Annotated in this window: 20 protein-coding genes and 1 riboswitch; of the genes, 14 read left to right on the top strand and 6 right to left on the bottom strand. The window is 53.2% G+C overall.

Annotated features, from left to right (window positions below; genetic code table 11):
• Positions 1–7 precede the first annotated feature (7 nt).
• From O1V65_RS13695 to O1V65_RS13685, 3 genes are all read left to right on the top strand, one after another.
• Positions 8–940 (top strand): TIM barrel protein, encoded by a 933-nt coding sequence (locus O1V65_RS13695; RefSeq protein ID WP_017494256.1) that lies wholly within the window; start codon positions 8–10, stop codon positions 938–940.
• A gap of 78 nt (positions 941–1,018) precedes the next feature.
• Positions 1,019–1,453: a 6,7-dimethyl-8-ribityllumazine synthase gene (locus O1V65_RS13690; protein ID WP_017494255.1), complete on the top strand. Its 435-nt coding sequence runs from the start codon at positions 1,019–1,021 to the stop codon at positions 1,451–1,453.
• A gap of 23 nt (positions 1,454–1,476) precedes the next feature.
• A complete protein-coding gene (locus O1V65_RS13685; protein WP_017494254.1) occupies positions 1,477–2,430 on the top strand; it encodes a sugar-binding transcriptional regulator in 954 nt (317 codons plus the stop codon).
• On the opposite strand, the gene O1V65_RS13680 is transcribed toward O1V65_RS13685, so the two are convergent.
• Positions 2,427–2,822, bottom strand: coding sequence for a DUF4440 domain-containing protein (locus O1V65_RS13680; RefSeq protein ID WP_269129789.1), 396 nt, complete (start codon positions 2,820–2,822; stop codon positions 2,427–2,429). The genes O1V65_RS13685 and O1V65_RS13680 overlap by 4 nt on opposite strands.
• A 12-nt stretch (positions 2,823–2,834) precedes the next feature.
• On the bottom strand, positions 2,835–4,208 hold the full coding sequence (locus O1V65_RS13675; RefSeq protein ID WP_084912002.1) for an MFS transporter: 1,374 nt from the start codon (positions 4,206–4,208) through the stop codon (positions 2,835–2,837).
• Between the two features lie 117 nt (positions 4,209–4,325).
• On the opposite strand from O1V65_RS13675, the gene O1V65_RS13670 reads away from it, so the two are divergent.
• The 10 genes from O1V65_RS13670 to cspE all read left to right on the top strand — a co-directional run bounded on the left by O1V65_RS13670 (position 4,326) and on the right by cspE (position 20,236).
• A complete protein-coding gene (locus O1V65_RS13670) occupies positions 4,326–5,237 on the top strand; it encodes a LysR family transcriptional regulator (RefSeq protein WP_084911891.1) in 912 nt (303 codons plus the stop codon).
• Between the two features lie 756 nt (positions 5,238–5,993).
• Positions 5,994–8,177 (top strand): TonB-dependent receptor PqqU, encoded by a 2,184-nt coding sequence (gene pqqU, locus O1V65_RS13665; protein WP_017491398.1) that lies wholly within the window; start codon positions 5,994–5,996, stop codon positions 8,175–8,177.
• A 211-nt stretch (positions 8,178–8,388) separates the two neighbouring features.
• Positions 8,389–10,788 carry a glucose/quinate/shikimate family membrane-bound PQQ-dependent dehydrogenase gene (locus O1V65_RS13660; protein ID WP_017491397.1) on the top strand — a complete coding sequence of 800 codons (2,400 nt, stop codon included), beginning with the start codon at positions 8,389–8,391 and terminating at the stop codon, positions 10,786–10,788.
• Between the two features lie 242 nt (positions 10,789–11,030).
• The gene (locus tag O1V65_RS13655; protein WP_269129788.1) at positions 11,031–13,571 is read left to right on the top strand and encodes an OTU domain-containing protein; all 2,541 of its coding nucleotides are present in this window, start codon (positions 11,031–11,033) and stop codon (positions 13,569–13,571) included.
• Between the two features lie 117 nt (positions 13,572–13,688).
• Entirely contained in the window at positions 13,689–14,354 is a 666-nt protein-coding gene (locus O1V65_RS13650; RefSeq protein WP_017491395.1) for a DUF1345 domain-containing protein, read from the top strand.
• A gap of 94 nt (positions 14,355–14,448) precedes the next feature.
• Positions 14,449–15,462 carry a Ppx/GppA phosphatase family protein gene (locus O1V65_RS13645; protein WP_017491394.1) on the top strand — a complete coding sequence of 338 codons (1,014 nt, stop codon included), beginning with the start codon at positions 14,449–14,451 and terminating at the stop codon, positions 15,460–15,462.
• Between the two features lie 68 nt (positions 15,463–15,530).
• Entirely contained in the window at positions 15,531–17,600 is a 2,070-nt protein-coding gene (locus tag O1V65_RS13640; protein WP_084911656.1) for a prolyl oligopeptidase family serine peptidase, read from the top strand.
• Between the two features lie 229 nt (positions 17,601–17,829).
• A complete protein-coding gene (locus tag O1V65_RS13635) occupies positions 17,830–18,957 on the top strand; it encodes an ABC transporter substrate-binding protein (protein WP_084911654.1) in 1,128 nt (375 codons plus the stop codon).
• Positions 18,958–19,089: 132 nt separating this feature from the next.
• Entirely contained in the window at positions 19,090–19,851 is a 762-nt protein-coding gene (locus O1V65_RS13630) for a DUF2076 domain-containing protein (protein WP_165429718.1), read from the top strand.
• Positions 19,852–20,026: 175 nt separating this feature from the next.
• Entirely contained in the window at positions 20,027–20,236 is a 210-nt protein-coding gene (gene cspE / locus O1V65_RS13625; RefSeq protein ID WP_009636912.1) for a transcription antiterminator/RNA stability regulator CspE, read from the top strand.
• A 74-nt stretch (positions 20,237–20,310) separates the two neighbouring features.
• On the opposite strand, the gene O1V65_RS13620 is transcribed toward cspE, so the two are convergent.
• The 3 genes from O1V65_RS13620 to crcB form a co-directional block, all read right to left on the bottom strand.
• On the bottom strand, positions 20,311–21,510 hold the full coding sequence (locus O1V65_RS13620) for a multidrug effflux MFS transporter (RefSeq protein WP_017491390.1): 1,200 nt from the start codon (positions 21,508–21,510) through the stop codon (positions 20,311–20,313).
• A complete protein-coding gene (locus O1V65_RS13615; protein ID WP_026110462.1) occupies positions 21,510–22,169 on the bottom strand; it encodes a TetR/AcrR family transcriptional regulator in 660 nt (219 codons plus the stop codon). The genes O1V65_RS13620 and O1V65_RS13615 overlap by 1 nt, the downstream gene beginning before the upstream one ends.
• A gap of 422 nt (positions 22,170–22,591) precedes the next feature.
• Positions 22,592–22,975, bottom strand: coding sequence for a fluoride efflux transporter CrcB (crcB, locus tag O1V65_RS13610; RefSeq protein WP_017491388.1), 384 nt, complete (start codon positions 22,973–22,975; stop codon positions 22,592–22,594).
• Between the two features lie 67 nt (positions 22,976–23,042).
• Positions 23,043–23,105, bottom strand: a riboswitch (Fluoride riboswitch).
• Between the two features lie 106 nt (positions 23,106–23,211).
• Here crcB and O1V65_RS13605 point away from each other — a divergent pair.
• Positions 23,212–23,637 carry a GNAT family N-acetyltransferase gene (locus O1V65_RS13605; protein ID WP_017491387.1) on the top strand — a complete coding sequence of 142 codons (426 nt, stop codon included), beginning with the start codon at positions 23,212–23,214 and terminating at the stop codon, positions 23,635–23,637.
• Between the two features lie 50 nt (positions 23,638–23,687).
• On the opposite strand, the gene O1V65_RS13600 is transcribed toward O1V65_RS13605, so the two are convergent.
• Complete coding sequence (locus tag O1V65_RS13600) at positions 23,688–25,031, bottom strand: aminotransferase class I/II-fold pyridoxal phosphate-dependent enzyme (RefSeq protein ID WP_017491386.1); 1,344 nt, start codon at positions 25,029–25,031, stop codon at positions 23,688–23,690.
• Positions 25,032–25,063: the final 32 nt, after the last annotated feature.

The following is a 25,063-nucleotide window of genomic DNA, read 5'->3' as shown; positions in this document are numbered from 1 at the left end:
GGCAATGATGGCACTCACTCTGTCTTTAAATACTAATCCGCTGGTGAATCGCTTCGCTGAACCGGAAGACCTGATTTACACCGTGGCGCGCGATATTCGCATTCGAGACCTGCAGTTGACTCACGAATTTATCAATCCGTCGTGGCCTGCCTCGACCCTGCGCAGTCTCACCCGGCGTATGAAGACGGCGATGGAGAGTACCGGCGTGCGGGTAACTTCCGGCATGACTGGCCCCTACGGGCGACTGAATCATTTTGGTCATCCGGATGCCAGCGTGCGCCGCTATTACGTCGACTGGTTCAAAATTTTTGCTGACATTATCGCCGATCTCGGCGGAAAATCCGTGGGTTCGCAATTTGCTATCTTTACTTATCAAGATTTTGACTATACCGAGCGACGTGAAGCGCTGCAAAATACCGCGCTCGATTGCTGGTGCGAAGTCGCGGAGCATGCGAAAACGGCCGGTCTCGAGTTCCTCTTTTGGGAGCCTATGAGCGTGGGAAGGGAGTTTGGCGAAACTATTCAGGCCAGCCTCGACCTGCAAAAACGGCTGACGGAGACCGCGATGGCGATTCCGATGTGGATGATGGCGGATATCGATCACGGCGACGTGACCTCCGATAATCCACAGGATTACGATCCCTATGCCTGGGCCGCCGCCGTGCCTCGTTACTCGCCGATTATTCATATAAAGCAAAGTATGTTAGATAAAGGTGGTCATCGACCCTTCACTGCGCAGTATAATGTTAACGGTCGGATCCAGCCCGAGCCGCTACTTAAAGCGTTTGCCAGCGGAGGCGCGCGGGACAACGAAATTTGTCTCGAGCTGAGTTTCAAAGAGCGTGAGCCGAGCGACCGGCAGGTGGTCGCACAGATTGCTGAGAGCGTGGCGTTCTGGGCACCGTATATTGATTCCGGCAGCCAGCACTTATCGCTATAACGGCCGTTTTATCGTGGATGATAAGGGCGATACCCTTGATTATAATGATGATATCATCAAACCTTTACTGGAGTTTTTATGACCGCCCCTATTAAGATTGCCTACGTCAAAGCCAACTGGCATGCCGATATCGTTAACCAGACGCTGGTAGGCTTTAAGCAGTATTTTGAAAGCAACAACCAAGCGTATGAAATTGAAGTATATGACGTTCCTGGCGCTTTTGAGATGCCTCTGCTGGCCAAGCGCCTGGCAAAACGCGGCAACATCGATGCCGTGGTCTGCGCCGCACTGGTGGTAGACGGCGGAATTTATCGCCATGACTTCGTTGCGCAGGCGGTCGTTAGCGGCCTGATGCAGGTCCAGCTAGAAACCGAAGTCCCGGTGTTCTCGGTTTCCCTGACGCCGCACAACTTCCAACCTGAAAAAGAGTTTACCGAGTTCTATCATCAGCACTTCATCAAGAAAGGCGCTGAAGCAGCCAAAGCGGTCTGCATGGTACACGCGATTAAATGACAGGGTTGTTCCCGGGGTAATCCATGAAACATTCTTCCTCGCAGGCGGACGCTGACGACTCCCTTGCACTACGAGCCGCATGGCTGCACTACGTGGGAGGACTGACTCAGGCGGACGTGGCAAAACGTCTTGGTTTACCTTCGTTGAAAACACACCGCATGATTGCCCGCGTAGTCGCCGACGGGGCGGTAAAAGTGACCATCGACGGCGATATCGTTGAATGCGTCGAGCTCGAAAATCGCCTGCGCGACAACTTTGGGCTGAGCTTTTGCCGCGTCGCACCGGACCTCGCCGAAAGCGGGCTGCCGGTGCGGGCGCTCGGTATGGCGGGCGCAGACTATTTGCGCAGCCTGCTGGCGTCCGGCGAGATGACTACGCTCGGGCTGGGCCATGGGCGAACGCTTTCCTCCGTGATTCACCAACTTCCCCGAATCGATGCCCAGAGCGTGCGCTTTGTGTCGTTGCTCGGCTGTCTGACCCGCAATTATGCCCTCAACCCTCACGACGTTATGCATCGCATTGCCGAGAAAACCGGCGCGCATGCCTACATTATGCCGGTGCCGTTCCTGGCAAATACGGTGGAAGATAAAGAAGTACTGCTGGCCCAGCGCGGCGTGAAAGAGGTGTTTTCTATGGCTGAAGGCGCCGAAGTCAAACTGGTGGGTATCGGTACCGTCGAGGCTGCGGCTCAGCTGGTGGAAGCGGGTATGGTGGAAGAGGGCGAAATGCTCGATATCTCTGCCTCGGGCGGCGTGGGTGAATTGATTGGGCACTTCTTCGACCGACACGGGCGGGTAATCAACACCCAGCTCACCGCAAGAATGCTGGCGGTCAGTCTGGATGCCAATCGCGCCGACAAAATTGTGGCGATTGCCGGTGGCGAGAACAAGGTAGAAGCGATTCGCGCCGTCCTGTCCAGCGGCCTGCTGCATGGCCTCATCACCGACGAGGTAACGGCCAGTGCCTTGATAAGTTAGCCTGCTGCAGTCTCGTGCAGGTGCTGCCAGACAATTCTTCCTTCTGCTGTGCGTTCAAACACGGCGGTTGAATGGCGCAGCGTTGCGGGGTTGCCAGGCTGCGCCTGCTTTTCCTGATAGCTCACGACCGCACCGTTCGGCCATTCGCTGATGATATGCAGCGCGAAGACCTCGATTTCTAGCCCGCTTTTTGCCCCTCCGCTGCTGCGGAAAAACTGCGTCAGCCCGGCGTAATCCAATGCCTTTCCTGCGATGCCCACCATGCTATACCGCGGGCTGAATCTCGACAGCAGTTGCTCGCATACCGCTTGTGGCGCGTGGCCTGCCAGCCATTGCTGGATAAGAACGTGTGCCTCGATAACTTCATTAAAGTAAGGGTTGTTGTGCTGCATAGATTCTCCAAATTATTGTGCGAGTTTTTCCACGATGGCGTTGTCTTTGAGGCGCAGACAGAGCGCCACAGGAATCACGCTGCTTAGCGCCGCGACGACAAAGCAGCTGCGATAGGCAAGCGTGACCGAGCCTTCTGTTAGCGTTGAAAACAGGTTAAACAGCAGACCCATCAGCGTGACGCCAAGACAAAAGCTCAGCTGGCGGTTGATGTTCCACAGCGCACTGGCGTCGCCCAGCTGCGCGTCGTGAGTCTCGATAAACGCCGCGCTTTGTGCCGTGCTGCTGCAAAGGCTGCTGCCAAACCCCATCAGCGCGAAACAGGTCATTTGAGTCAGTCTATCGTCCCCGCTGCCGATAAGCGTGAGCGCGGCGATGCCCAATCCATTGATGAGGCATCCCGCAATAAACAGCGGGCGCGGTCCAAGACGGTTAAACTGCCTGCCGGTCAGGCTGATGGCAACAAAGGCCGCCAGCGCCCATGGCAGCATAAGCTCACCGACATGGGTGGCCGACATGGCAAGCTGGTTTTGCAGATAAAGCATGGCGAGCAGGCTGACGCCGGTAAACAGACCGGGCACCAGCTGATAGATGAGCATCGAGGTTCTTAGCAGCGGCAGTGCGACCAGCCGCAGGTTAAGCAGAGGGTGAGTTTTTCGAAGCGACTGGCGTACGTAAATCGCCATCAGTGCAATCCCGGCGAGCAGCAGCATTGCGCCGCCGATTCTTTCAGTACGAGTACCCAGCTGAGTCAGCCCGAGCAGAATCAGCGTTAATGCGGCGCATGACATCAGCAGTCCGACGGCATCGAGGCGGGTCTTCACCGCTGCCGTTTCATCGTTACGCAGCCAAAATGCAGCCAGCAGCAGCGTCAGCGTCGCCAGCGGCAAAGAGGCAAAAAATACCCATCGCCAGCCGAGGCCGTCGGCAATCACCCCGCCGAGCGCCGGAGAAAGCGCCGGAGCCAGCAACCCCACGAGCATAATGACCGCCGAGAGACGCGCACGTTCATTGGCGGGATAGAGTGAATAGGTCAGCGTCTGACCGATAGGGATAAGCAGCCCGCCCCCCAGCCCCTGCGCTACGCGCCAGCCGACCAGTGAGGTCAGGGAGTTCGCCGTTCCTGCGCCCAGCGTCGCGACCATAAAGAGGCTCAGCGAGAGCAGAAACAGCCGTTTTGAGCCGAGGCGAGCGGCGAGCCAGCGGCTGGCGGGAATAATCAGCGTCAATCCGATGATGTAGCCATTGCTGACCCAGGCGAGCTGTTCCACCGTCGCATGAAAGCTGCGTGAGATGGCGGGATAGGCCACGTTGGAAATAAACATGTTAATCAGGTCGATAAAGAAACCAAGCAGGTAAACAACGGCCACGCGCATTCGATAATTCATAGCATCCTTCATCGCACTTCCAGCTCAAGAATGGGGAGTGTAGACAACAAAAGGAAGCGGATAAACCGGCTACCAGCAGTTACACTGTCAAAAATATTTTGACAGTAAGGGGGCGTCATGCTGAATTTTCAACGGCTGGAGATGTTCGTCAACGTAGCGGCGGCGGGAAGTTTTACCGCGGCTGCGGCAACGATGGGGCTGACCAAGGCCGTCGTCAGTTTTAACATCAAACAGCTTGAGGCCGAACTGGGCGTGGCGCTACTGCATCGCACGACGCGGCGGGTCTCTTTGACCGGCGCAGGGGAGGGGTTTTATCAGCGCTGCCTGCTGCTGTTGCAGGACGCAGAAAGTGTGCTTGACGAGGTCAGGCTCGATCATCAAGGCCTGAGCGGTACACTGCGGCTGACCACGACGCCAGAGTATGGCGCGCGGGTGGTGGTCCCTGCGCTAACCTCATTCAGCGAGCGGCATCCGCAACTGCGCATCCAGCAGGTTTCTTCCTCACAGCACAACGATTTAATCTCCGGTCGTTTTGACGTCGCTATCCGCCTCGGCCAGCTCGCCGACTCCAGCCATCATGCGACCCTGATCGACAGCTTTGCCATTCTCCCTGTCGCTTCACCTGCCTATTTGCAGCGCTATGCGCCACAGGGCTTGAATACGCTCGAGCAACTGGCGCAGGCCAAATGGCTTGCCCACAGTCGGTTAAGCACGCCGCTAAGCTGGGTCGTGACGACGCCACAAAAAGTGAGTTGCCTGTTTAGCGTTGAGCCAGATGCCTGTGTGACTGCCGACAGCGCCGCAGCATTGCTGTCGTTTGCACTTCATGGGGCGGGCATCGCCCTGTTGCCGCAGTGGTTGGTCGCGGAGCACGTTGCAAAGCAGAAATTGACGGTGCTGTTGCCCGACCACCAGTTTCCGCGACAGGGAGTCTATGCGCTTTACCCGAATACGCGCTACGTGCCGGAGAAGGTTCGTCTGTTTATTGAGCATTTACGTGCCAGCGTAGGCGAGGTTAATGAAGTGTGATCTGCATCACACTTCATCGGTAATACTTATCTAATTTTAATTATAAATAGTTAATTCCTATTATCTCGGCGTGATATCAAGATTGACTGGAAATAATTAGCGAAATATCGGCAAGCGAGCGGGAATAATTAGGCAGCAACAGAATAGCGACAAAGCGTCAAAATCGTGAGTCTGCAAACGTTATGTAAAGAGCAGTTAAGTGCAATTATGTCTAATAATTGCACTTGATGACGCGTGAGCGGTTACATCACTCTCCCTTTCTACCCCATATATAACCCGCAAGTTAGTGTTGTTAAATTCGCCTTGGAATTATTATTGACCGCTAAACAGCGAATTGCGTACCTATTGGTACATTATTTCCATCCCGAGAAAGCACTCGGTTGCTTTGTTTTAATTCATTGTTTTGTAATTATTTTTTATTTTATAGAATATTCTATAATTAGGTGAGTGCTGGCGAGGCGTCTTTTTTGAATTTCGATATTTTATTCTGTTCTCTGGTTGTGTAACCGATTACACTCTTTCGTGGATACATATTTCATACGTCTGGATAACTTAAAAAATCAGGGGCGTTAACTCTGCGTGCTATATTTTTTAAAATAAGGCCATTCTGTAAGGAACTGTATATACTCGTCGCTTAATTAAATTTATATTATGCAACTGCGTAACAGGGTCGCTGGGGATTACGAGTTTCACCGACTTATTCTGAGGAGTCGGCAGGCGCGTAAGCAGGCTTAACTTACAAATCGAAATCTTTCCGTGAATAACAAAACTTCAATTTCAACTTTCGTTATTTTGTCTATTTTTTGGCCATTATCAGTAAGTTACGCGCAAACCGCAGTCACTGCAGATAAATCTTCGGCGAAGGACAATTCGGTTAAGTCTGACTCAACGCAAGGCAATACGCTGCTTATCGTTCCCCAGCAGCAGAATACCGGCCTGTCGGAGCTTGATACTCCCGCCGCCGTAAGCATAGTCAACGGCGACGACGTGCGTGACAGCAAGCCTCAGGTCAATCTTTCGGAGAGCCTAACCGGCGTCCCCGGCCTGCAGGTACAGAACCGCCAGAACTATTCACAAGATCTTCAGCTGTCGATTCGTGGCTTTGGTGCCAACTCGACCTACGGCGTCAGCGGCGTGCGAATTTACGTGGACGGTATTCCGGCGACTATGCCAGACGGTCAGGGCCAGACCTCCAACATCGACCTGGCCTCGGTCGACAAGATTGAAGTGCTGCGCGGCCCGTTTTCGGCGCTGTACGGTAACGCCTCCGGCGGCGTGGTTAACGTCGAGACCCGGTCTGGCACCCAGCCGACGACGCTGACTGCCGGCACTTATTTCGGCAGCTACGGTTCGTTTCGCAACAGCGTCACGGCCTCGGGTGCCACCGGCGATGGCACCCATGCGGGTGATGTGAATTACACCCTTTCGGCTTCGCGTTTTACCACCCAGGGCTTCCGCGACCACAGCTCGGCGCGCAAGAATCTGGGTAACGGTAAGCTTGGCGTACGCCTCGACGATCGCAGTACCTTGACGCTGATGTTTAACAGCGTCTCGGTTGATGCGGGCGATCCTGGCGGTCTGACCGAGGCCGAATGGAAGGCAAATCCGACGCAGTCACCGCGCGCCGATCAGTACAACACTCGAAAATCTATTGACCAGACGCAGGTGGGTTTGCGCTATCAGCGTGAAATGAGCGACAACGACCAGCTCACCATCATGACCTATCAGGGTGAGCGTCATACCACTCAGTATCAGTCGATCCCGAAGGCGACGCAGGCGAATCCGGCTTATCCGGGCGGCGTGATTGTGCTCGAGCGCCGTTATCAGGGGATTGACACGCGCTGGAAGCATAACGACCAGTGGGGATCGGTGCCTTTCACCCTCATTGGTGGGCTGGATTATGAAACCATGACCGAACGTCGTCAGGGTTATGAGAATTTCGTGGTGGAGAATGACTTTACCGAGTACGGCGTGAAGGGTGACGAGCGCCGTAACGAAAAGAACAAGATGTGGAATCTGGACCCTTATCTGCAAACGAGCTGGCAGCTAACGGACCGACTGACGTTGAACGCCGGGATGCGCTACAGCACCGTGAGCTTCAATTCGAAAGATTATTACATTACCACCGGCAACGGCGATGACAGCGGCAGTACGCGCTATCACAAAGCGCTGCCGATGGCTTCTCTGAGTTATGCGCTAACGCCTGCCTGGAACGTATACGTTTCAGCGGGGCGCGGATTCGAGACGCCAACCATTAATCAGCTGTCTTATCGCCCTGACGGTACGGCGGGTCTGAATATCAACCTGAAACCGTCGACCAGCAACACCGTCGAGATTGGCAGCAAGACGCGTATCGGCTATGGCCTGTTGACGGCAGCGCTGTTCCAGACCGACACCGACAACGATTTGGCCGTCGCGACCAGCGGCAGCGGGCGCACCAGTTATACCAACGTCGGCACGACGCGACGTCGCGGGCTTGAACTGTCGTTCGATCAGCAGTTTGCCTCAGACTGGCGCGTGCGCATGGCCTGGACGCTGCTCGATGCGACCTATCGTGATGACGTCAATACGGCAGTGAGCAGCATTCCTGCCGGTAACAAGATGCCGGGTATTGCGCGCAACTCCGCTTACGCCTCGCTGGGTTGGGCGCCGCCGGAAGGTTTCCATGCGGGCGCCGAAATTCGCTACATGAGCGATATTCAGGCCAACGATGCCAATACCGCTCAGGCACCGGCTTATACCCTGACCAGTCTGAACGCGGGATACCGTCTGGACTGGCGCAGCAACTGGTCGCTGGATTTATTTACCCGCGTCGACAACCTGTTCAACAGGAATTATGTCGGCTCGGTTATCGTGAACGAAAGTAATGGCCGTTATTTTGAACCGGCTCCCGGAAGAAATTGGGGCGGCGGCGCAACTCTTACCTATACTTTCGAATAATTGCACAAAATTCATACATGGTTACCTGCCAGGGAATAGACGGGACCGTTAAAGAACCTAGAGTAAGCCAGTTTTTTATACTCATTTAACCGGGGTATTGCTGCGGCTGGCTTGCTCGAGGAAGGACATTCCGTGCTTCGCCGAATGTTTTTAAGATCTCCTTTTTAATGGGCGAGATCGAAGACAATGAAAATCTTGTAAGGTTAATAATATGCAAACTAAAGCTTCGTTATCGCGCATCGTCGTTATAATTACCGCTTTGTTCGCCGCGTTAAGCGGATTATATCTGTTGGTCGGCGGGATCTGGCTGACTGCAATAGGGGGCTCCCTCTATTACATCATCGCCGGTGTTGTTTATCTGGCGACAGCATGGCTGTTGTTACGCCGCCGTGCTGGGGTTTTACTGCTCTATGCCGTATTCCTGTTTGCCACCACTCTTTGGGGTCTTTGGGAAGTAGGGTCTGACTTCTGGGCCTTGACGCCACGTTTAGATGTGACGTTCTTCCTGGGTCTGTGGATCCTGCTGCCAATCGTTTATAACTACATGAGCGTCAAGAATGCCGTTGCACGTGGTGCACTGGCTCTCTCTCTGGTGTTCACCGTCGTGGTACTGGTTTACTCAGTATTCAACGATCCACAGGAAATCAACGGCACTATCCCTGCTGCCGACAATGCGCCTGTACAGTCTACCCCAGGCGTTGCTGACGGTGACTGGCCGGCATACGGTCGTACTCAGGGCGGTACCCGTTATTCTCCACTCAGCCAGATCAACGACAAGAACGTGGGTCAGCTGAAAGAAGCTTGGTCATTCCAAACGGGTGATGTGAAAACTTCACACGATCCGGGTGAGATAACTGACGAAGTTACCCCGATTAAAATCCACGATACTCTTTATCTTTGTACTCCTCACCAGAAGCTGTTTGCTCTGGATGCGGCCACCGGTAAAGAGAAGTGGACGTTTGATCCCCAGCTGAAAACCGACCCAACCTTCCAGCACGTGACCTGCCGTGGCGTTTCTTACTATGAAGATCCTGCTGCTGCACAAAGCAACGAGACTCAGGGTGCCGCTCCGGCCATCTGTTCTCGCCGCGTCCTGCTGCCGGTCAATGACGGTCGTCTGTTTGCCCTCGATGCAGAAACTGGCGCGCGTTGTGCAGATTTCGGTAACAACGGCGAGCTGAACCTGCAGAGCAACATGCCTTATGCGACTGCGGGCCGTTACGAGCCAACCTCACCGCCGATTGTTACCAAAAGCGTAATTATCGTTGCCGGTGCGGTAACCGATAACTACTCAACCAAGGAACCTTCAGGCGTTATCCGTGGTTTCGACGTACATACGGGTAAACTGCTGTGGGCATTTGACCCAGGCGCTGCGGATCCGAACAAGATCCCAGGTCCGGGCGAAAACTACACGCCTAACTCACCAAACTCATGGGCACCTGCTGCCTACGATGCAAATCTTGACCTGGTTTACCTGCCAATGGGCGTGGAAACTCCGGATATCTGGGGCGGCAACCGTACTCCAGACATGGAGCGTTACGCGAGCAGCCTGCTGGCGCTGAATGCGACCACCGGTAAACTGGCCTGGGTTTATCAGACCGTACACCATGACCTGTGGGACATGGACGTACCCGCACAGCCAACGCTGGCTGACATCACTGACAAGAGTGGCAACAAAGTTCCGGTTATCTATGTTCCTACCAAAACCGGTAACATTTTTGTTCTCGACCGTCGTGACGGCAAACTGGTTGTTCCAGCGCCTGAAAAACCTGTTCCACAGGGCGCGGCAACGGGCGACCATACGTCTCCAACTCAGCCATTCTCTGACCTGACTTTCCGTCCATCAGCCAAGCTGACCGGTAAAGACATGTGGGGCGCAACCATCTACGACCAGCTGATGTGTCGTGTGATGTTCCATCGTCTGCGTTATGAAGGGACCTTTACACCTCCTTCAGAGCAGGGCACGTTGGTATTCCCGGGTAACCTGGGTATGTTCGAGTGGGGCGGTATCTCTGTTGACACCGATCGTCAGCTGGCTATTGCTAACCCGATCGCACTGCCGTTTACCTCTAAACTGATCCCACGTGGTCCAGGTAACCCGATTGAACCTCCAGCGGGTGCAACCGGCGGTAGCGGGACTGAATCTGGTATCCAGACTCAGTACGGCGTGCCTTACGGCGTTGAACTGAACGCGTTCCTGTCTCCACTGGGCTTCCCATGTAAGCAACCTTCATGGGGCTACATCTCCGGTGTTGACCTGAAAACCAACGATATCGTATGGAAAAAACGTATCGGTACCGTTCGCGACAGCTCACCAGTTCCATTACCGTTCAAAATGGGTATGCCAATGCTGGGTGCTCCGACCTCAACCGCGGGTAACGTCTTCTTCATCGCGGCAACGGCGGACAACTACCTGCGCGCATTCAACATGAGCAACGGTGATCAACTGTGGCAGGCTCGTCTGCCGGCGGGGGGTCAGGCTACACCAATGACCTATGAAGTGAACGGTAAGCAGTATGTGGTTATTGCTGCTGGCGGTCACGGTTCATTCGGTACCAAGCTGGGCGACTACATCATCGCTTATGCATTGCCTGACGATGCTAAAAAGTAATTAACTTAAGAGCGGCTGCGGCTGCGCGAGAGTGAAAACAAGAGGCCGCTGATTGATTCAGCGGCCTTTTTTTTATCTCGAAGGTGGATAAAAAAAAGGCATCAACAGGTCTTGTTAAGGTTGTTTTATTCTTTTAAAAGATTGAAAAATTGGAGTTTTTTATTAGTGGGATCGGTAACGTCTTGTCTCCATTCCACGAGAAGCGCTGTTAACGTGTTTAACATCTTCGGAGAGAACTCACCATGTACCGTCCGGCATTATCAGCAAGCAGGCCTGAAACAAACCCGGCTATTCCTATCAACCTCCCTGGTGAAGTCACGGCCTCATTTTCTTCAGCCATTCCCGACATTCAAAACGTGCTCAACAGCAACATGAATCTTGCCTCATTAACGCTCGAACAAATCAGGAGGCGATATGAAAAAAGTGCCCATAATTCCGCACCTATAAATCGCTCTCAGCAGGGAGGCTCCGTCTCTAAAATGCCGCCCGCTGCGCCTGTTAACGAGCGGAAGTCGGTTATCGTTGCGCCAGAAAAAAGGCTAGCGAATTTTACGCCCGAGACCCTGCGTGATATCGCCGAGCTGATGCTTAGAACACCAGGAAGTTTCAACAATCAGCTTGGCGATCATGTGCCATATTTACTGATCAATTCGGGAGCACTGCCCAGACGTGCGGTCATCTCGGTGCGCCAGAATGATGAGCCGCCGAATTACATTCGTGCTGGTCAACAGCAACAGTCCAGAATGCCTCGTGAAATAGTCATCGAATTACGGCGCACCTTTAGGCTGGGAGACGATGCGAGCGCACACTATAACTTGATTCGCGACGGGGTATCTGTCACCAATGCTCCAGACGGAGAATGCCTTTATCGCGCCATCTCACAGGGGTTAGCTGACATGGATATCCAGATCAGCATTGAGCAACTCAGGTCAATCGCTGCCGATGAACTGATTAGCCATCCCGCACGCTATCTCGGCGCGATTGACCGCGATATCTTAGATGAGGAGTATCAGGCGCTTTGTGAACAAAGGAGCGCCTGTGATGGCGGCAAGCTGCCTATTGAAAGCGCACCAGAGTGTATCGATATCGATTCACTCTCAAGCTCCGCCAGCCATCTTTCGATTGAAGAAGGCCCCTCGGCGAAAAAACCCATGCACCGCCAAGAGAGAGAGCCGGGTATTTCTACGCGGCTAGCAGGGTTATTACGAGATTTGAATGGCTTACATCATGCAGAAGCGCAGGAGCTGCTCGACTTGCTTATTGTTGAACAGGTCGTGAAATACGCGAGTACGGGCATTATGAGCGGAGAGGCTGAAAAGGTCGGCGGGCGGGTTATACACAGCGTAGCCGAAGGTTTATTGGATGTTTTGCGTAGAAAAGAGAAGCCTGAAGATGAGGTTTTCCGCGCGCTTTTCCCGGACGCCTTTGATGACAAAGTGGTCTTTGTAAATGCGCTCCCGATTATCATGCATCTCCCCGCCGGACTCAGGGTGATGGAATTAATGCACTTGCTGAGCAAAGATCCCGCGCTTAAAGAGACTATCAATGTTTTTTTACATTATTCACACGTTGCTAACCGGGCAAAGAGTCTTGAATATATCAATGCCAAAAATTTCTTTGAAAGGGTGAAAATTTCTGCAGGTTCGATCACCAGGATGACTTTGGTCGATAGGGAGGTATTAAAACGCTGTGGAGCTAATAAAGAGTCTGCCGATTTATCGAAAGTCATTATGGATCACTCAATAAAACTGCTCGAAGATTCTGGCTTCACCAGAAAGAGTCTCCTAACCACAAAGTTATTTCCATCGGGGAGAATGGGCGGCCGGCCAATGAGTGTAAAAGAAGTGCAGCTCTCTGCTGGAATCTTGTATACCGGCAGGCGACAGGCTGTCTCAGAGTTTACATTGCAAAAGCTTCAGCAGTTGGATTACGTCAGTTATTCTCGTTTCCTCAGTCGCACCCTTGGGCTTCGGAGTCACACGCAGCAGGTAAGGACGCAGTCGGATGCCAAATCCTCGCAAAGCTACAAGCTTTCAACCCTGGCGGCGGTCGCCGCATTGGGGGCATCGGCTCAGCACAGCGTGCATCTGGCAAGGGCACGCAATGCCGAAAAAGACCGCGAATGGGAGACTGGGAATGAAGCCGGCAAGGTATATGACCGTGCCGTGCGCGATAACTTCAACGAAAGAGGGCGGCTTATGGCGCCTAATTTGATCGGCATCGGCTTTAACCTGGCGCTAGACTCTATGCACCAGCAAGAAAGGCAACTGCCCTCAAGGCCTTCCCCACTGAGGATGAATCCAATTTTCAAGCAGCCCGCGCTGCCGCCTGAGAGTGCCCCTGTCACTGTGCCTGGGGCCGAAGAGAATGAGCCTATCGCTCACGTCCTTCCACGAGCATCTTCCCGCTCAAGCCTGGTTTCAGGCACTGGTATGGCCAATTTATTCGATGTTGATTCTGCGATAATGGATCAAGCGGAAGGGATGATGGATAACCTGAGTGAATTGGATTGTGAATTCGACCGCGAGCACTTGAAATCCAGGGTGGCTGATGTCTACGCGACGCAATCTGAATTTAAGAGCGATAACGAAATCAAAAAAGAGCTCCTCAAGATAGACTATAGAGACTATGTTAAATTTCGCGAGCCTGAACAACAGCAGAAACGGCGGCAACTTTATGGACCGCTGAATGCCAACTGGCTGCCCTCCAACTCTGAAAGCTCGCCACAGAAAGAACTTTCAAAGACTGAGCGCCAGCGCGAAACGGAGAAGTCATCGATTTAACCTGCCAAGAGCCAAGGCCACTTCGGTGGCCTTAAAATCAGAATCTTTCAGCCGTTCAATTTTACCCATTGCCGTCTACAGTTAACTCATCCCTGTCTCACTAACAACTGGCGGAAAATGAATCTATTACGTCCCTTCAAGCATTACTATCAAAGCCGTCCCAGACTGCTAGCTGCGCTGCTGCTGGGCATTTTGAGCTTTTTCGCCTTACCCTCGAACCAGCCACTGCTTCAACGATTGCTGATTAGCTGGAACGTACTGGCGTGGGTGTATCTGTTTTTCCTGTGGTGGATGATGCTAAGAACGGCACCCAAAGGGATAGCGCGTATTGCACGTCAGCAGGACGAAAGTGCCAAAACGGTGCTGGCGCTGGTCTGCGTCACCTGTCTGGTCAGCATTCTGGCGATTCTTTTTGAGCTGGGGGCGGTCAAGAATCTTCACGGAGTAGACAAAATTCTGCACATTGCCCTGACTGCCGCGACGCTGGTAGTTTCATGGTTCTTACTGCCGACGTCGTTCACCATGCACTACGCCCACATGCACTACCTGCACAGCGACGGTGACGAAAAGGTGTTGTTGTTTCCGGATAAAATCCCGCAGCCCGGCTACTGGGACTTTGCCTATTACTCTTTCACCCTTGCGGTAGCGGCGCAGACGGCGGACGTCGGGACCGGCAACACCACGGTGAGGAAAATAACCCTGCTGCAGGCGGTATTGTCATTTATTTTCAACCTGGCCATTTTAGGGCTGTCGATTAACGTTGGCGCGGGGTTGATGAGTTAGCCATAAATGTCATATTCCGCTTGAAATCATCAACCTAATGACGTTATGTCTATTATTCACTTTTCTTTGCAGATTATTTCAGGGCTGGATACTGATGAATAAATGGATGAACACCGTCACCGCACTCCTTTGTCTGGGATTTGCCATGCAGGCATCGGCAAAAAACTGCACCGAAGTGCGCGCCGGTATCGATATGGGGTCGGGTACGACCAAGATTCAGGTCAGCGAAGTCAATGTCTGCAATAGAACGCTGGGCAAGGTGCTGTTCTCGCAGGAAAGGCCGATTGGTTTTAACGAAGATCTCGCCGAGTCTGGCAATAATCAGCTCAGTCCGGCGATTCAGCAGCAGGGCATGACCACGCTGAAAGCGTTGGTCAGTCAGGCCGAGAAATTCCACCCGAAGCGCATTACCGGCGTCGCGACGGCGGTATTTAGAGCCGCGAGCAATGGGCAGCAGGTTATCAGACAGTTTAATCAGCAGGCGCACGTCACGATTAGGATCATTACTCAGAAACAAGAGGCCGAGTTGGGCTTTATCTCGGCCAAGGCCGCGCTGAACGATCCCAAGCTAAAAGACTCCGACCTGCTGGTCTGGGACATTGGCGGTGGGTCGATGCAAATGACCACCTATGACAGGATTGATGGCTTCAAAACGCCGGAGATCTATGAGGGCAAACTGGCGTCGGTGAGCCTCAAGGATATGGTTATTGAGGTGATGATGAACAAAAATCTCACTCAGGTGAATTCGCCAAATCCAATCGGGTCGCTAGCCGGTGAGATCCTCCGTTTCGTTAATTTCTATGCTCGCACCCACGTTCCGGCTGAAATCAAACAGGCGGCAAAAAGCAGAAAAGTAGTGGGTATCGGCGGCGTGCACGGCTATTCAATCAAAGAGCAGCTTCATCCGCTGAACAATCAATACACCGCCGCAGATCTCGACCGTGTCGCGCAGGTGAAGATTAATCAAACCGATGCCCAGCTGCCGGGCGATTATCGCGCCACGGACGTTACCAATCTGCTGCTGGTCGAAGGGTTTATGCAGGCGCTTGGGATCCCGCAGGTTACGCTCGTAAAGGCAAACCTGATTCAGGGCATTCTGTTGAAATAAACAGCTCGAAAAAATTAACCGTTGAGCGGTAAATTTGTGCCGCTCAGAACATGCAGGAGCAAGCTTATATGGTATCTGGAACCTCCACACCTCAGTCCGAACCGGTTGACGATTTTGTCTGGCTGGAAGAGATAAAAGGGGAAGTCGCCGTCGAGTGGGCAGTGCAACAGAGCAAACAGACCCGTCGCGAATTCGCCGAAAGCGATCGTTTTGAGCAGATTCGCAGCGACGTGTTTGACTGCCTGAACGCGACAACACAGATCCCGATGGTGGTTAAACGCGGCCCGCATTTTTATAATTTCTGGCAGGATGAAAAGAACCCGCGTGGCCTGCTGAGGCGCACCAGCTTTGAATCTTATCGCAGCGACACCCCAGAATGGGAAACGGTTCTCGACGTTGACGCGCTCGGTGCGGCAGAAAACGTCCCCTGGGTTTATCACGGTATTCAGGCGCTGGCGCCCGATTTCCAGCGTGGGCTGGTGCACCTTTCGCCCGACGGCGGCGACGCCTCTTCCGTGCGCGAGTTTGACTTAACCACGCTGTCGTTTGTCGAAGATGGCTTTAACCTGCCTACCGCCAAGAGCCGCCTGACCTGGATAGACAAAGACCGATTGCTGGTGGCCACCGACTTTGGCCCCGACTCAATGACTACCTCGGGGTATCCGCGTATTGCCAAAATTTGGCAGCGCGGTACGCCGCTTGAGGAGGCGCAGACGCAATTTTCCGCCGAGCCGACGGATATGTCGGTGATGGTCTTTCACGACGATACCCGCGGGTTTGAACGCAGTTTTGTGGGGAGGGTGATCGATTTTTACCACCGCGAAGTTTTTCTGCTGGATAACGATAACGATAACGGTCTGTTGCAGATTGATTTACCGCAGGACGCAAGGTTCAGCACTTGGCGTGAATGGCTGCTGATTTCTTTATCAAGCGACTGGCACGTGGCGGGGCAAACCTATCCTACCGGTGCGCTGTTGGTGACTGACTTCAGGGCCTTTATGGCGGGTGAGCGTCAGTTCAAGACCCTGTTTAGTCCTGCGGAAACGACCACGCTGGACAACTACTCGATGACCCGTGATTACCTGATCCTGAGCATCATGGACGACGTAGTGAATCGCCTCGAAGTGTTGAAGCCAGAAGGCGGGCTGTGGACGCGTCAGGGACTAGGCGATGCGCCCGAGTTGAGCAAGATAAGTGCCTCGGGCATCGACGACGAAACCAATGAATTCTTCATGACTGTCACGGGTTTTCTGCAACCGACCTCGTTGTATTACGGCGTGCTGGGCGACGAGCAGACTTCCTCCGAGATAATCAAACAGGCTCCGAGCCACTTTGACGCCGAGCATTATCAGGTGGCGCAACATTTCGTGACCTCGGACGACGGAACACGCGTGCCGTACTTTATGATATCGGCTAAAGATATCGAACTCGACGGCAGTAATCCGACCCTGCTTTACGGTTACGGCGGTTTCCAGATATCGCTGGATCCCTACTATCTCGGGGTTACGGGGCCTGCATGGCTCGAGCGCGGCGGGGTCATGGTGATTGCCAACATTCGCGGCGGGGGAGAATACGGCCCACGCTGGCACCAGGCGGCGCTCAAGGACAAACGCCTGCGCGCCTACGAAGACTTCTCGTCGGTGGCGAAGGACCTGATCGCCCGTAAAATTACCTCTCCGGCGCATCTTGCCGCGCAGGGTGGCAGTAACGGCGGCCTGCTGGTCGGCAATATGTTGACTCGTTATCCTGAGCTGTTTGGCGCGATTGTGTGTGAGGTGCCGCTGCTCGACATGCAGCGCTACACGCGTATTTCCGCCGGTGCGTCGTGGATTGCCGAATACGGTGACCCGCAGAAGCCCGAGGAGTGGGCGTTCATCCAGGCTTTTTCGCCGTATCAGAATATCGACCCGTTAAAAACCTATCCGCCGGTGCTGTTTACTACCGCAACCAGCGACGACAGAGTCGGTCCAGGTCATGCCCGAAAAATGGCGGCCAAAATGCAGCAGCTGGGCATTGAGAACGTCTATTTCTATGAAAACACCGAGGGCGGTCACAGCGCAGCGGCCGATAAGGCGCAAAATGCCTTTAAGCGAGCGATGGTGAGTGAGTTCTTATGGAAGTATCTTGCTGAAAAATAAACCTTAGCAACAGGCTGCCCGGCGCTTTGTCGGGCAGCTGCTGTCTGCGCCTGTTAATCCTGAACTTTTCACTTACCCGACGTGATATTCATATTTAGACATAGTTAAAACTCTGTTCTACAGGTAAAAACGTTGCCCGCCAATCCGCTAAATGTTTATTATTTGAACCTGATTTGATAATGGTTATTAGAATCATTCATATTTATAAATCATTTTCCTGGATGCAAAAATGCTGAAAAAAACGACGCGCGTGCTTTCCGTTGCCGGCCTGATGGCGGCCTCTTTTGCGACTTTCGCAACGACTTATCCGCTGACGGTCACCGACCTTGCCGGACAGAAGCTGACCATTAATAAAGAGCCTGAGCGCATCATCATTCAGGACGGCCGTGACATTCTGTCTCTGGCTGTGTTGGATAAAAGCGATCCTTTCAAGCGCGTAGTGGCCTGGAATAACCTGCTTAAAAACACCGACTCCGGTACCTGGGACATGCTGAAAGGCAAATGGCCAGAATCGACCAAAATCCTCGACATGGGATTCAGCGACAAAGGCCAGGTTGATCTGGAAACCGTTATCGCTAAAAAACCTGATTTGATGATAGCGCAGCTGCGTGCCAAACAGTCACTGCAACAGGGCGGCGTTATCGACAGACTGAATCAGCTGCATATTCCCATCGTCTTCGTGGATTACGATATCAACCCGGCGAAAGATACGGCGCCAAGTATCGACCTGCTGGGTAAAGTGCTGAATCAGGAGAAGAACGCGCAGGCCTATACCGCTTTCTATCGTCAGCATTATCAACACATTCAGGACGAAATTGCGTCCATCAAGAATCGTCCAAACGTGTTTATTGAACCGCTGGCCGGTCGTAGCGACTCCTGCTGCTTCACTCACGGTGAAGAGGGCTGGGGCAAGCTGATTGAGGCCGTAGGCGCCAAAAATATCGGCTCCGAGCTGCTGCCGGGAGCGTCGGGTGAAGTTTCGCTCGAAAAAGTCATTAGCATGAAGCCTGATGTCTACATCTTTACCGGTTCAATCCATCCGGGCAAAGGGCAGACCACCATGATGCCTTTCGGTTTATCAGCTAACCAGGCTGACGTAGATAAAGAAGCCAAGGTGCTGACCTCCCGCACCGGTGTGGCACAGGTGCCTGCCGTGATGGACCAGCGCGTCTATGCGGTTTACCACCAGTTCTACAACCACCCGTACAACATCGTCGGCATGGAATATTTGGCGAAATTTATTTATCCGCAGCAGTTTAAAAATTTGGATCCGGCGAAGACGTATCACGAAATCATCCGTAATTACACTCAGTTACCGGACAAAGATTTCATCTTCAGCTGGCAGCCGAAGAAATAAGCGTACACAACTTTACGCCCGTCACATTTGTTGACACTCAGTTAATTCATAGATGAAACTAATTGTATTAGTGTGAGTGTCAACTTGGCCATGCTTTCGCATGGCCAGAATAAACAGTGATAGGGTGATCCCATGCAATCCGAAGAACAGCGTTTGATTGAAGGTCTTTTTAGCCGTTTACAACAGGCTGAGTCCAATACTGCACCACGTGACGCTGAAGCCGAGCGCCTCATACAGTCCTACGTGAGCAAGCAGCCTTCCGTGCCTTACTACATGGCGCAGGCCATGATCATTCAAGAGGCCGCACTGAAGCGATTGAATGCGCAGGTTCAGGATCTGCAGCAGCAGGTTGCTCAGTTGCAAAACCAGCTGCAGACCCAGGCTCAAAACAGCAAACCGCAAAGCACCGGCTTCCTGGCTGGCTTGTTCGGCGGCGGCGGTCAGCCGCAGAATCAGCAGTCCTCAGGCAGCGGCCCGATTCCGGGTACCCAGCAAAATAACGGCTGGGGCAATAATGCGGCACCGGCACAGCCGGCTTACCAGCAGGCTCCGCCGACAGCGGCCGCTGCGCCAATCGGTTCTGGCTTTATCGGTGGCGCACTGAAAACGGCTGCGGGCGTCGCGGGTGGCGTTGTGTTGGCCGATATGCTGACCGGTATGTTCCACCAGAGCCGTCCTGAAGAAATCGTCAATGTTGTTGAAAATAATCAGGTTACGGAGAATTTCAATCCGTCTACCGATCCGCTGCTGAGCGGTGACAACGCCTGGGACAACCCGGTGTACAACGACAACAATAACAGCAATGACAACACCTATTCGGGCTTCCTGAATGATTCAGACGACAGCTTCTTTGGTGGTGGCAATGAGGATGACGACGACGATTCTTTCTTCTAATCGCCTTCGTTGAATCGGAAAAATTGGCATTAAGCAGTATGAACGGTTGCAGTAAGTCGAAGAGTGAGAGCTTTATCGCTTATTGCAATCGGATTTCTGGACAAAAGCTGAATCTATTGCTGTACTGTAATTGACACACTTTTTGTGTCTTACAAATCACGTAAAGGTAAGTTTGATGTCTAAGATTAAAGGTAGCGTTAAGTGGTTCAATGAATCAAAAGGTTTTGGTTTCATTACCCCTGAAGATGGCAGCAAAGATGTTTTCGTTCATTTCTCTGCTATTTCAAGCAACGGTTTCAAGACCCTTGCTGAAGGCCAACGTGTAGAGTTCGAAATCACCAATGGCGCCAAAGGCCCGTCGGCTGCTAACGTTATCGCTATCTAACTCTAGCCGATTTCTGAAAAACCCGCAGATGCGGGTTTTTTTTTGCCTGTCGTTAGAGATACAGCAAACAACGGTCAGGATTTTTTGGCGAAGGTAGGGCGGGCAAGGGTGAGGAATATCAGGATGGCAATAAAGAAACAGCCACAGATAGTCAGCCCCATTGAGAGCGCCGAGGTGCCGCCAATACCGGTTAATGGCACGGCCGTTGCCCCGAGCGCAAACATGCAGACACCCAGCAAGGCTGAGGCGCTGCCTGCATTTCTTCCCTGACTCTGCATCGCCAGCGACCCCGCATTAGGACCGATAATCCCGATATTGATAATCGAGAAGAACAGCGGCACCAGCAGCACAGCCAGCGGTGCATGCATCGCGCCTGCTACCACCAGTATCACCGAGGCAATTGCCGCAATTGTCAGGCCAATCTTGACCATCATCAGCTCGCCCCACATCACCGCAAGGCGGGATGAGATCTGCGCTGCAAACACCAGACCCATGCCGTTAAGGGCAAAGCACAGGCTGAAGGTCACCGGACTGAGGTGGTAAATCTGCTGCAAGACGAAGGGTGACGCGCCAATGTAGGCAAACATTCCGGCCATGATAAAGCCCTGCGTCAGGCAAAGCCCCATGAATTGACGCTCATGAAGCAGTTTGCCCACTGACTTTATCATCGCCACTGCGCCACCTGTCGAGCGACGTTCCGCAGGCAGGGTTTCATGCAGTTTCACGGAGGATAAGACAAACAGCAGGATGGAGATCGTCGCGATGGCTCCGAAAATTCCACGCCAGCTGAGGAAAGTCAGCAGTCCGCCGCCGAGAACGGGCGCAATAATCGGCGCAAGGCCGTTGACCAGCATCAGGAGTGCAAAGAATTTAGTCAGGTCGTGTCCACTGTACAAGTCACGCGCTACGGCTCGAGACAGTACGGCCCCCCCCGCTCCAGCGATGCCCTGCAGCAGTCGGGCAACGATCAATTGATCGATATTGGTCGCCAGTGCGCACCCTACGGAAGCGGCCAGCAGCAGGAGCAGTGAGAGTAGCAGAGGGCGCATGCGGCCAAAGCGGTCACTCAGCGGCCCGAAGATCAGTTGTCCGGCACCGAGACCCAACAGACCGGCGGTCAGACTGAGCTGGCTAGTGGCGGTGTTGGTTTCCAGTTCTGCTGCCAGAGTAGGCAAGGCGGGAAGATAGAGATCGGTGCAGAGGGGGCCAAGAGCGGCAAGCGAACCCAATACCAGGGCATAGCCGAGGCGTTTTTGTACTAAATGGTCGTTCATTAATTTTCCGGAGTGTGGGAGGGAGTCGAGTCACTAAAGACTTTTAAAAAGACTTGGTTATAAATAGTTTTAAGTGTTTCTGGATCGGCATGCGCCTGCGTCAAACGACGGAATGCGGTGCCTTCACACATCACGGCCATCATTTCCAGACGCGCAGTCAGCTCTTTTTCCGGCATGTCGGGGTAGTAGGGGGTCATCATCGCTTTAGCTTCGTTAAACAGCTTGGATTCAGCGTCGCGAAGGATTTTCTCAACCACCGGGTTACGCGTCGCTTCGGCAGTCACTTCCAGCATCAGCGCATGGTCAATTTCATTCTGTTCTGGACTGAGTTCAGGGCAGTCAATTTTGCTGTGATCAATATTTTGTACGCCAATCACCCGGTACGCCAGATTACTGGCCATCTGTTTCAGATTGTGGGCACCGCCGGTCATTATTTGTATTTTTTTGAAGACGATACGTCGCACAATTTCTTCAATGATGGCGTCTTTATTGACGAAATAACGGTAGATTTGACCCACGCTAAGCTGCGACATTTTGGCAATTTCCGCCATGCCTGCGCCGTGGAATCCGTGCTTACGAAAACACAGTCGTGAAGCGGCGACGATCTGGTCCCTGCGGGCACAAACGCGTTGGTCTTTTGTTTGGTTAGCGGGATGCATAGAGGCACCTGAAAAGTAAAAGTAAACTTTTTTTCTCAAATTAACCCGCAATGCATTTTTTAAATTAAAAACGAGAGGATAACTTGAGAGAAAAAGTGTGAACGCTCGTTCTCAATTATAGGGAATACTGGGGGGAAGGTAAATAATTGTATTATAAATGTAGCAAAAAGAGCTTTTGTCCTTAGACAAAAGCTCTTTTAAGGGAATTTTGGCGAGGAAATCTGCGGTTACAGCAGATAGCTATGCAGGAAGCTCAACACCACAGCCAGGCAAAAAACGGAAGTCGTGATTTCGCTGGCCGTTGTCGGGAATGAAAACATCGTTAGCCTCAGGTTATCTAGACATTATGCTGTAATAAACTGAGGCTAGTATCGCTGCCGAACGTTAAGGAAACATTAAATCAGAGCGGGAGATGCGCAAAATTAATGCCCGGTGTACCAACTCACCAGCATGAAGCCCAGCAGGGTCAGCGCCAGCGAGCCAAACAGGTTGAGGGCAATATTAAGCAGCGCCGCGCCGAAGCGTCCGTCTTGCAGCATGTACACCACTTCTAGCGAAAAGGTCGAAAAGGTGGTCATACCGCCGCAGAATCCGGTGGTTAGCAGCATTTTCCACACCGGGTCAAGGTGGGTCATGCGGTTGAAAATAGCGATGCCCAGGCCGATGATAAACGCTCCCGCCAGATTGACCGTCAGTGTTCCAATCGGCAGCAGGGAGGTGGTCGGGTTGAGTTTTAAGCTGATGAACCAGCGGGCAACACTGCCCACACCGCCGCCAATTAATACTGCAAGGAAGGTGTTAAACATAAATGCCTTTCATATAAAAGTGGATGTTCAGAAAGGTCCCGGCGTCATGCTACGAACCTCTCTATGAGATTGCGTAGACATCATTAGCCGGTAAAGGCGGTTTGGGAGGAATGTCATCTCCAACTGCTTGAGCACTGAACAAGCCGTGGCTTAAACAATGAGCCCATGATATTACCGAAGTTGAATTTGATTGTGTAGTATTAACCCAAGCATTAGCCCGAGTTTAAGGAACAAAGATGATCATTCGTGATGCGCAAACGGCCGACGCGGCCGCATTGGTCCGGCTGCTCGCAGATTTGGATTATCCAGCCAGCGTCGAGTGTATCGCTCAGCAAATTATCCGCATGGAGGGCAATCCCGACAGCGTGCTGTGGGTGTCTGTCATTGACGAGCAGGTATGCGGGTTCATATCGCTGCATTTTATTCCTCAGCTGCCGCTCGCAGGCGATTTTTGCCGAATTAGCTATCTTTGCGTCAGCGACCAGCACCGCGGTGCGGGCATCGGCCAGCGTCTTCTCGATGAGGCAGAACGTTTGGCCAGCGAGCGTGGCTGTGACCGTATGGAGGTTCACAGCCATTCACGCCGCGTGCGGGCACACCAGTTTTACGCCCGCGCGGAGTATGAAGAGTCGCCTAAGTACTTGATCAAGCGCCTGCGCTAATCTGATTTTTATCTGAGGCTTTTCTGACGTTTTCCTGAAGATTACAGGCCTCAGCCCATGGCCAGCGCAATCGCGTCGGCGATAGTGTCGACCTGATCCAAACGCATCAGGCTGGTGCTGGCGCGAATAAACTGCCCAGGCCCGATTCGGCTGCGTTCGCCGGGCAGCACGGCAATGCCACGTGCGGCCAGCGTTACCAGCGCAAACTGCTCCGAAGGTACCGGAATCAACACGGAAAGCCCCTCGCGTTTCGGCAGGTGGATCCCGCGAACCGCCAGCGCATCGACCAGCGCCTGACGACGTTGCGCATAGACTTTCTTCGCTTCGGCGATCCCTTCCTGAGTGACCGGATCGTTAATCAGCCACGCCAGCGCGTGTTGCAGGATTCGGCTCGACCATCCTGCACCAAAATTACGGAACGATTTGATCTGCTTGATTAAATCATGGGATCCCGAGATAACCGCCATCCGCAGATCCGGTCCGTAGGCTTTAGAGTATGAGCGTACATGCACGGTTCGCTTCGGCAAGAAAGACCCCATGCTGCGCGGTTCAGTGCAGGCCAGCTCACCGATTCCGTCATCTTCAATAATCAGCGTCTGACTGTTCTGTAAAATAGCGGCCATCTGCGCCATGCGTTCCGCGCTGACGATATGCCCACAGTGCGAGTGTGTGCGCGGCTGATAAATAAATGCCGCCGGATTTTTGTTTAATGCCGCCAGCAGAGAATCAGGGACAGGACCAAACTCGTCGCATTTCACCGCAATCACCTGGGCACCAATGTTGTCCAGCATGTCCAGCAACCGGGTCGCGGTCGGGTCCTCAATCGCGACGACCGAGCCTTGCATAATCAGCGTTTGCAGCGTCAGGTTCATGGCATCGAAACCGCCGTCGGCGGCCATAAACGCGTCTGCTGCATAGGGCCAGCTTGGCTGTACGGCATCAAGCAGCACCTGAGAAATGGCTTCGCGCTGATAGCTGTTGAGATTTTCAGTCTCGACGCTGCTAAGCAATGCCTGGTTCAAACGAGGCAGGAGCTCGGGATCCGGCGAGGCCAGCGTCATATCGGCGATGATATTGTCGCCAAAGTTGCCGATTTTCTCGAATCGTGCAGGGCGCGGGGAGAGCGTATCGCCACACACCCACACCCCATTGCGGCCTCTGCCGGCGATAACTTTTTGGCGTCTCAGCTGCCCCCACGCCGCTGACACGGTGGCAGGACTGACGCCGAGCGCCTGAGCCAGCTCGCGCACGGCGGGGAGGTGGGTGCCGATTTCAATCACGCCAGAACGGATCATCGCGGCGGTCTCAATGGCAATGCCGCGCATCGATCTGTCCTGCAAATGGCCTGCAAACCACTCTGCATCAAGCACTTTCTCTCTCAGGCTCTCACCCATTAAATCACCTTTTGTTCAGTAACAAAGATTCT

It is taken from the genome of Rouxiella badensis (genome assembly GCF_026967515.2).
Lineage (GTDB): Bacteria > Pseudomonadota > Gammaproteobacteria > Enterobacterales > Enterobacteriaceae > Rouxiella > Rouxiella badensis.
Note: the sequence above shows the minus strand (reverse complement) of the source record. Positions and strands in the feature narration are given on the sequence as shown.

What these genes read in the sequence shown, in the direction of transcription:
- O1V65_RS13695 (WP_017494256.1), top strand. Translation starts at nt 8, where the DNA reads ATGGCACTCACTCTGTCTTTAAATACTAATCCGCTGGTGAATCGCTTC.
- O1V65_RS13690 (WP_017494255.1), top strand. Translation starts at nt 1,019, where the DNA reads ATGACCGCCCCTATTAAGATTGCCTACGTCAAAGCCAACTGGCATGCC.
- O1V65_RS13685 (WP_017494254.1), top strand. Translation starts at nt 1,477, where the DNA reads ATGAAACATTCTTCCTCGCAGGCGGACGCTGACGACTCCCTTGCACTA.
- O1V65_RS13680 (WP_269129789.1), bottom strand. Translation starts at nt 2,822, where the DNA reads ATGCAGCACAACAACCCTTACTTTAATGAAGTTATCGAGGCACACGTT.
- O1V65_RS13675 (WP_084912002.1), bottom strand. Translation starts at nt 4,208, where the DNA reads ATGAATTATCGAATGCGCGTGGCCGTTGTTTACCTGCTTGGTTTCTTT.
- O1V65_RS13670 (WP_084911891.1), top strand. Translation starts at nt 4,326, where the DNA reads ATGCTGAATTTTCAACGGCTGGAGATGTTCGTCAACGTAGCGGCGGCG.
- O1V65_RS13660 (WP_017491397.1), top strand. Translation starts at nt 8,389, where the DNA reads ATGCAAACTAAAGCTTCGTTATCGCGCATCGTCGTTATAATTACCGCT.
- O1V65_RS13655 (WP_269129788.1), top strand. Translation starts at nt 11,031, where the DNA reads ATGTACCGTCCGGCATTATCAGCAAGCAGGCCTGAAACAAACCCGGCT.
- O1V65_RS13650 (WP_017491395.1), top strand. Translation starts at nt 13,689, where the DNA reads ATGAATCTATTACGTCCCTTCAAGCATTACTATCAAAGCCGTCCCAGA.
- O1V65_RS13645 (WP_017491394.1), top strand. Translation starts at nt 14,449, where the DNA reads ATGAATAAATGGATGAACACCGTCACCGCACTCCTTTGTCTGGGATTT.
- O1V65_RS13640 (WP_084911656.1), top strand. Translation starts at nt 15,531, where the DNA reads ATGGTATCTGGAACCTCCACACCTCAGTCCGAACCGGTTGACGATTTT.
- O1V65_RS13635 (WP_084911654.1), top strand. Translation starts at nt 17,830, where the DNA reads ATGCTGAAAAAAACGACGCGCGTGCTTTCCGTTGCCGGCCTGATGGCG.
- O1V65_RS13630 (WP_165429718.1), top strand. Translation starts at nt 19,090, where the DNA reads ATGCAATCCGAAGAACAGCGTTTGATTGAAGGTCTTTTTAGCCGTTTA.
- cspE (WP_009636912.1), top strand. Translation starts at nt 20,027, where the DNA reads ATGTCTAAGATTAAAGGTAGCGTTAAGTGGTTCAATGAATCAAAAGGT.
- O1V65_RS13620 (WP_017491390.1), bottom strand. Translation starts at nt 21,510, where the DNA reads ATGAACGACCATTTAGTACAAAAACGCCTCGGCTATGCCCTGGTATTG.
- O1V65_RS13615 (WP_026110462.1), bottom strand. Translation starts at nt 22,169, where the DNA reads ATGCATCCCGCTAACCAAACAAAAGACCAACGCGTTTGTGCCCGCAGG.
- crcB (WP_017491388.1), bottom strand. Translation starts at nt 22,975, where the DNA reads ATGTTTAACACCTTCCTTGCAGTATTAATTGGCGGCGGTGTGGGCAGT.
- O1V65_RS13605 (WP_017491387.1), top strand. Translation starts at nt 23,212, where the DNA reads ATGATCATTCGTGATGCGCAAACGGCCGACGCGGCCGCATTGGTCCGG.
- O1V65_RS13600 (WP_017491386.1), bottom strand. Translation starts at nt 25,031, where the DNA reads ATGGGTGAGAGCCTGAGAGAGAAAGTGCTTGATGCAGAGTGGTTTGCA.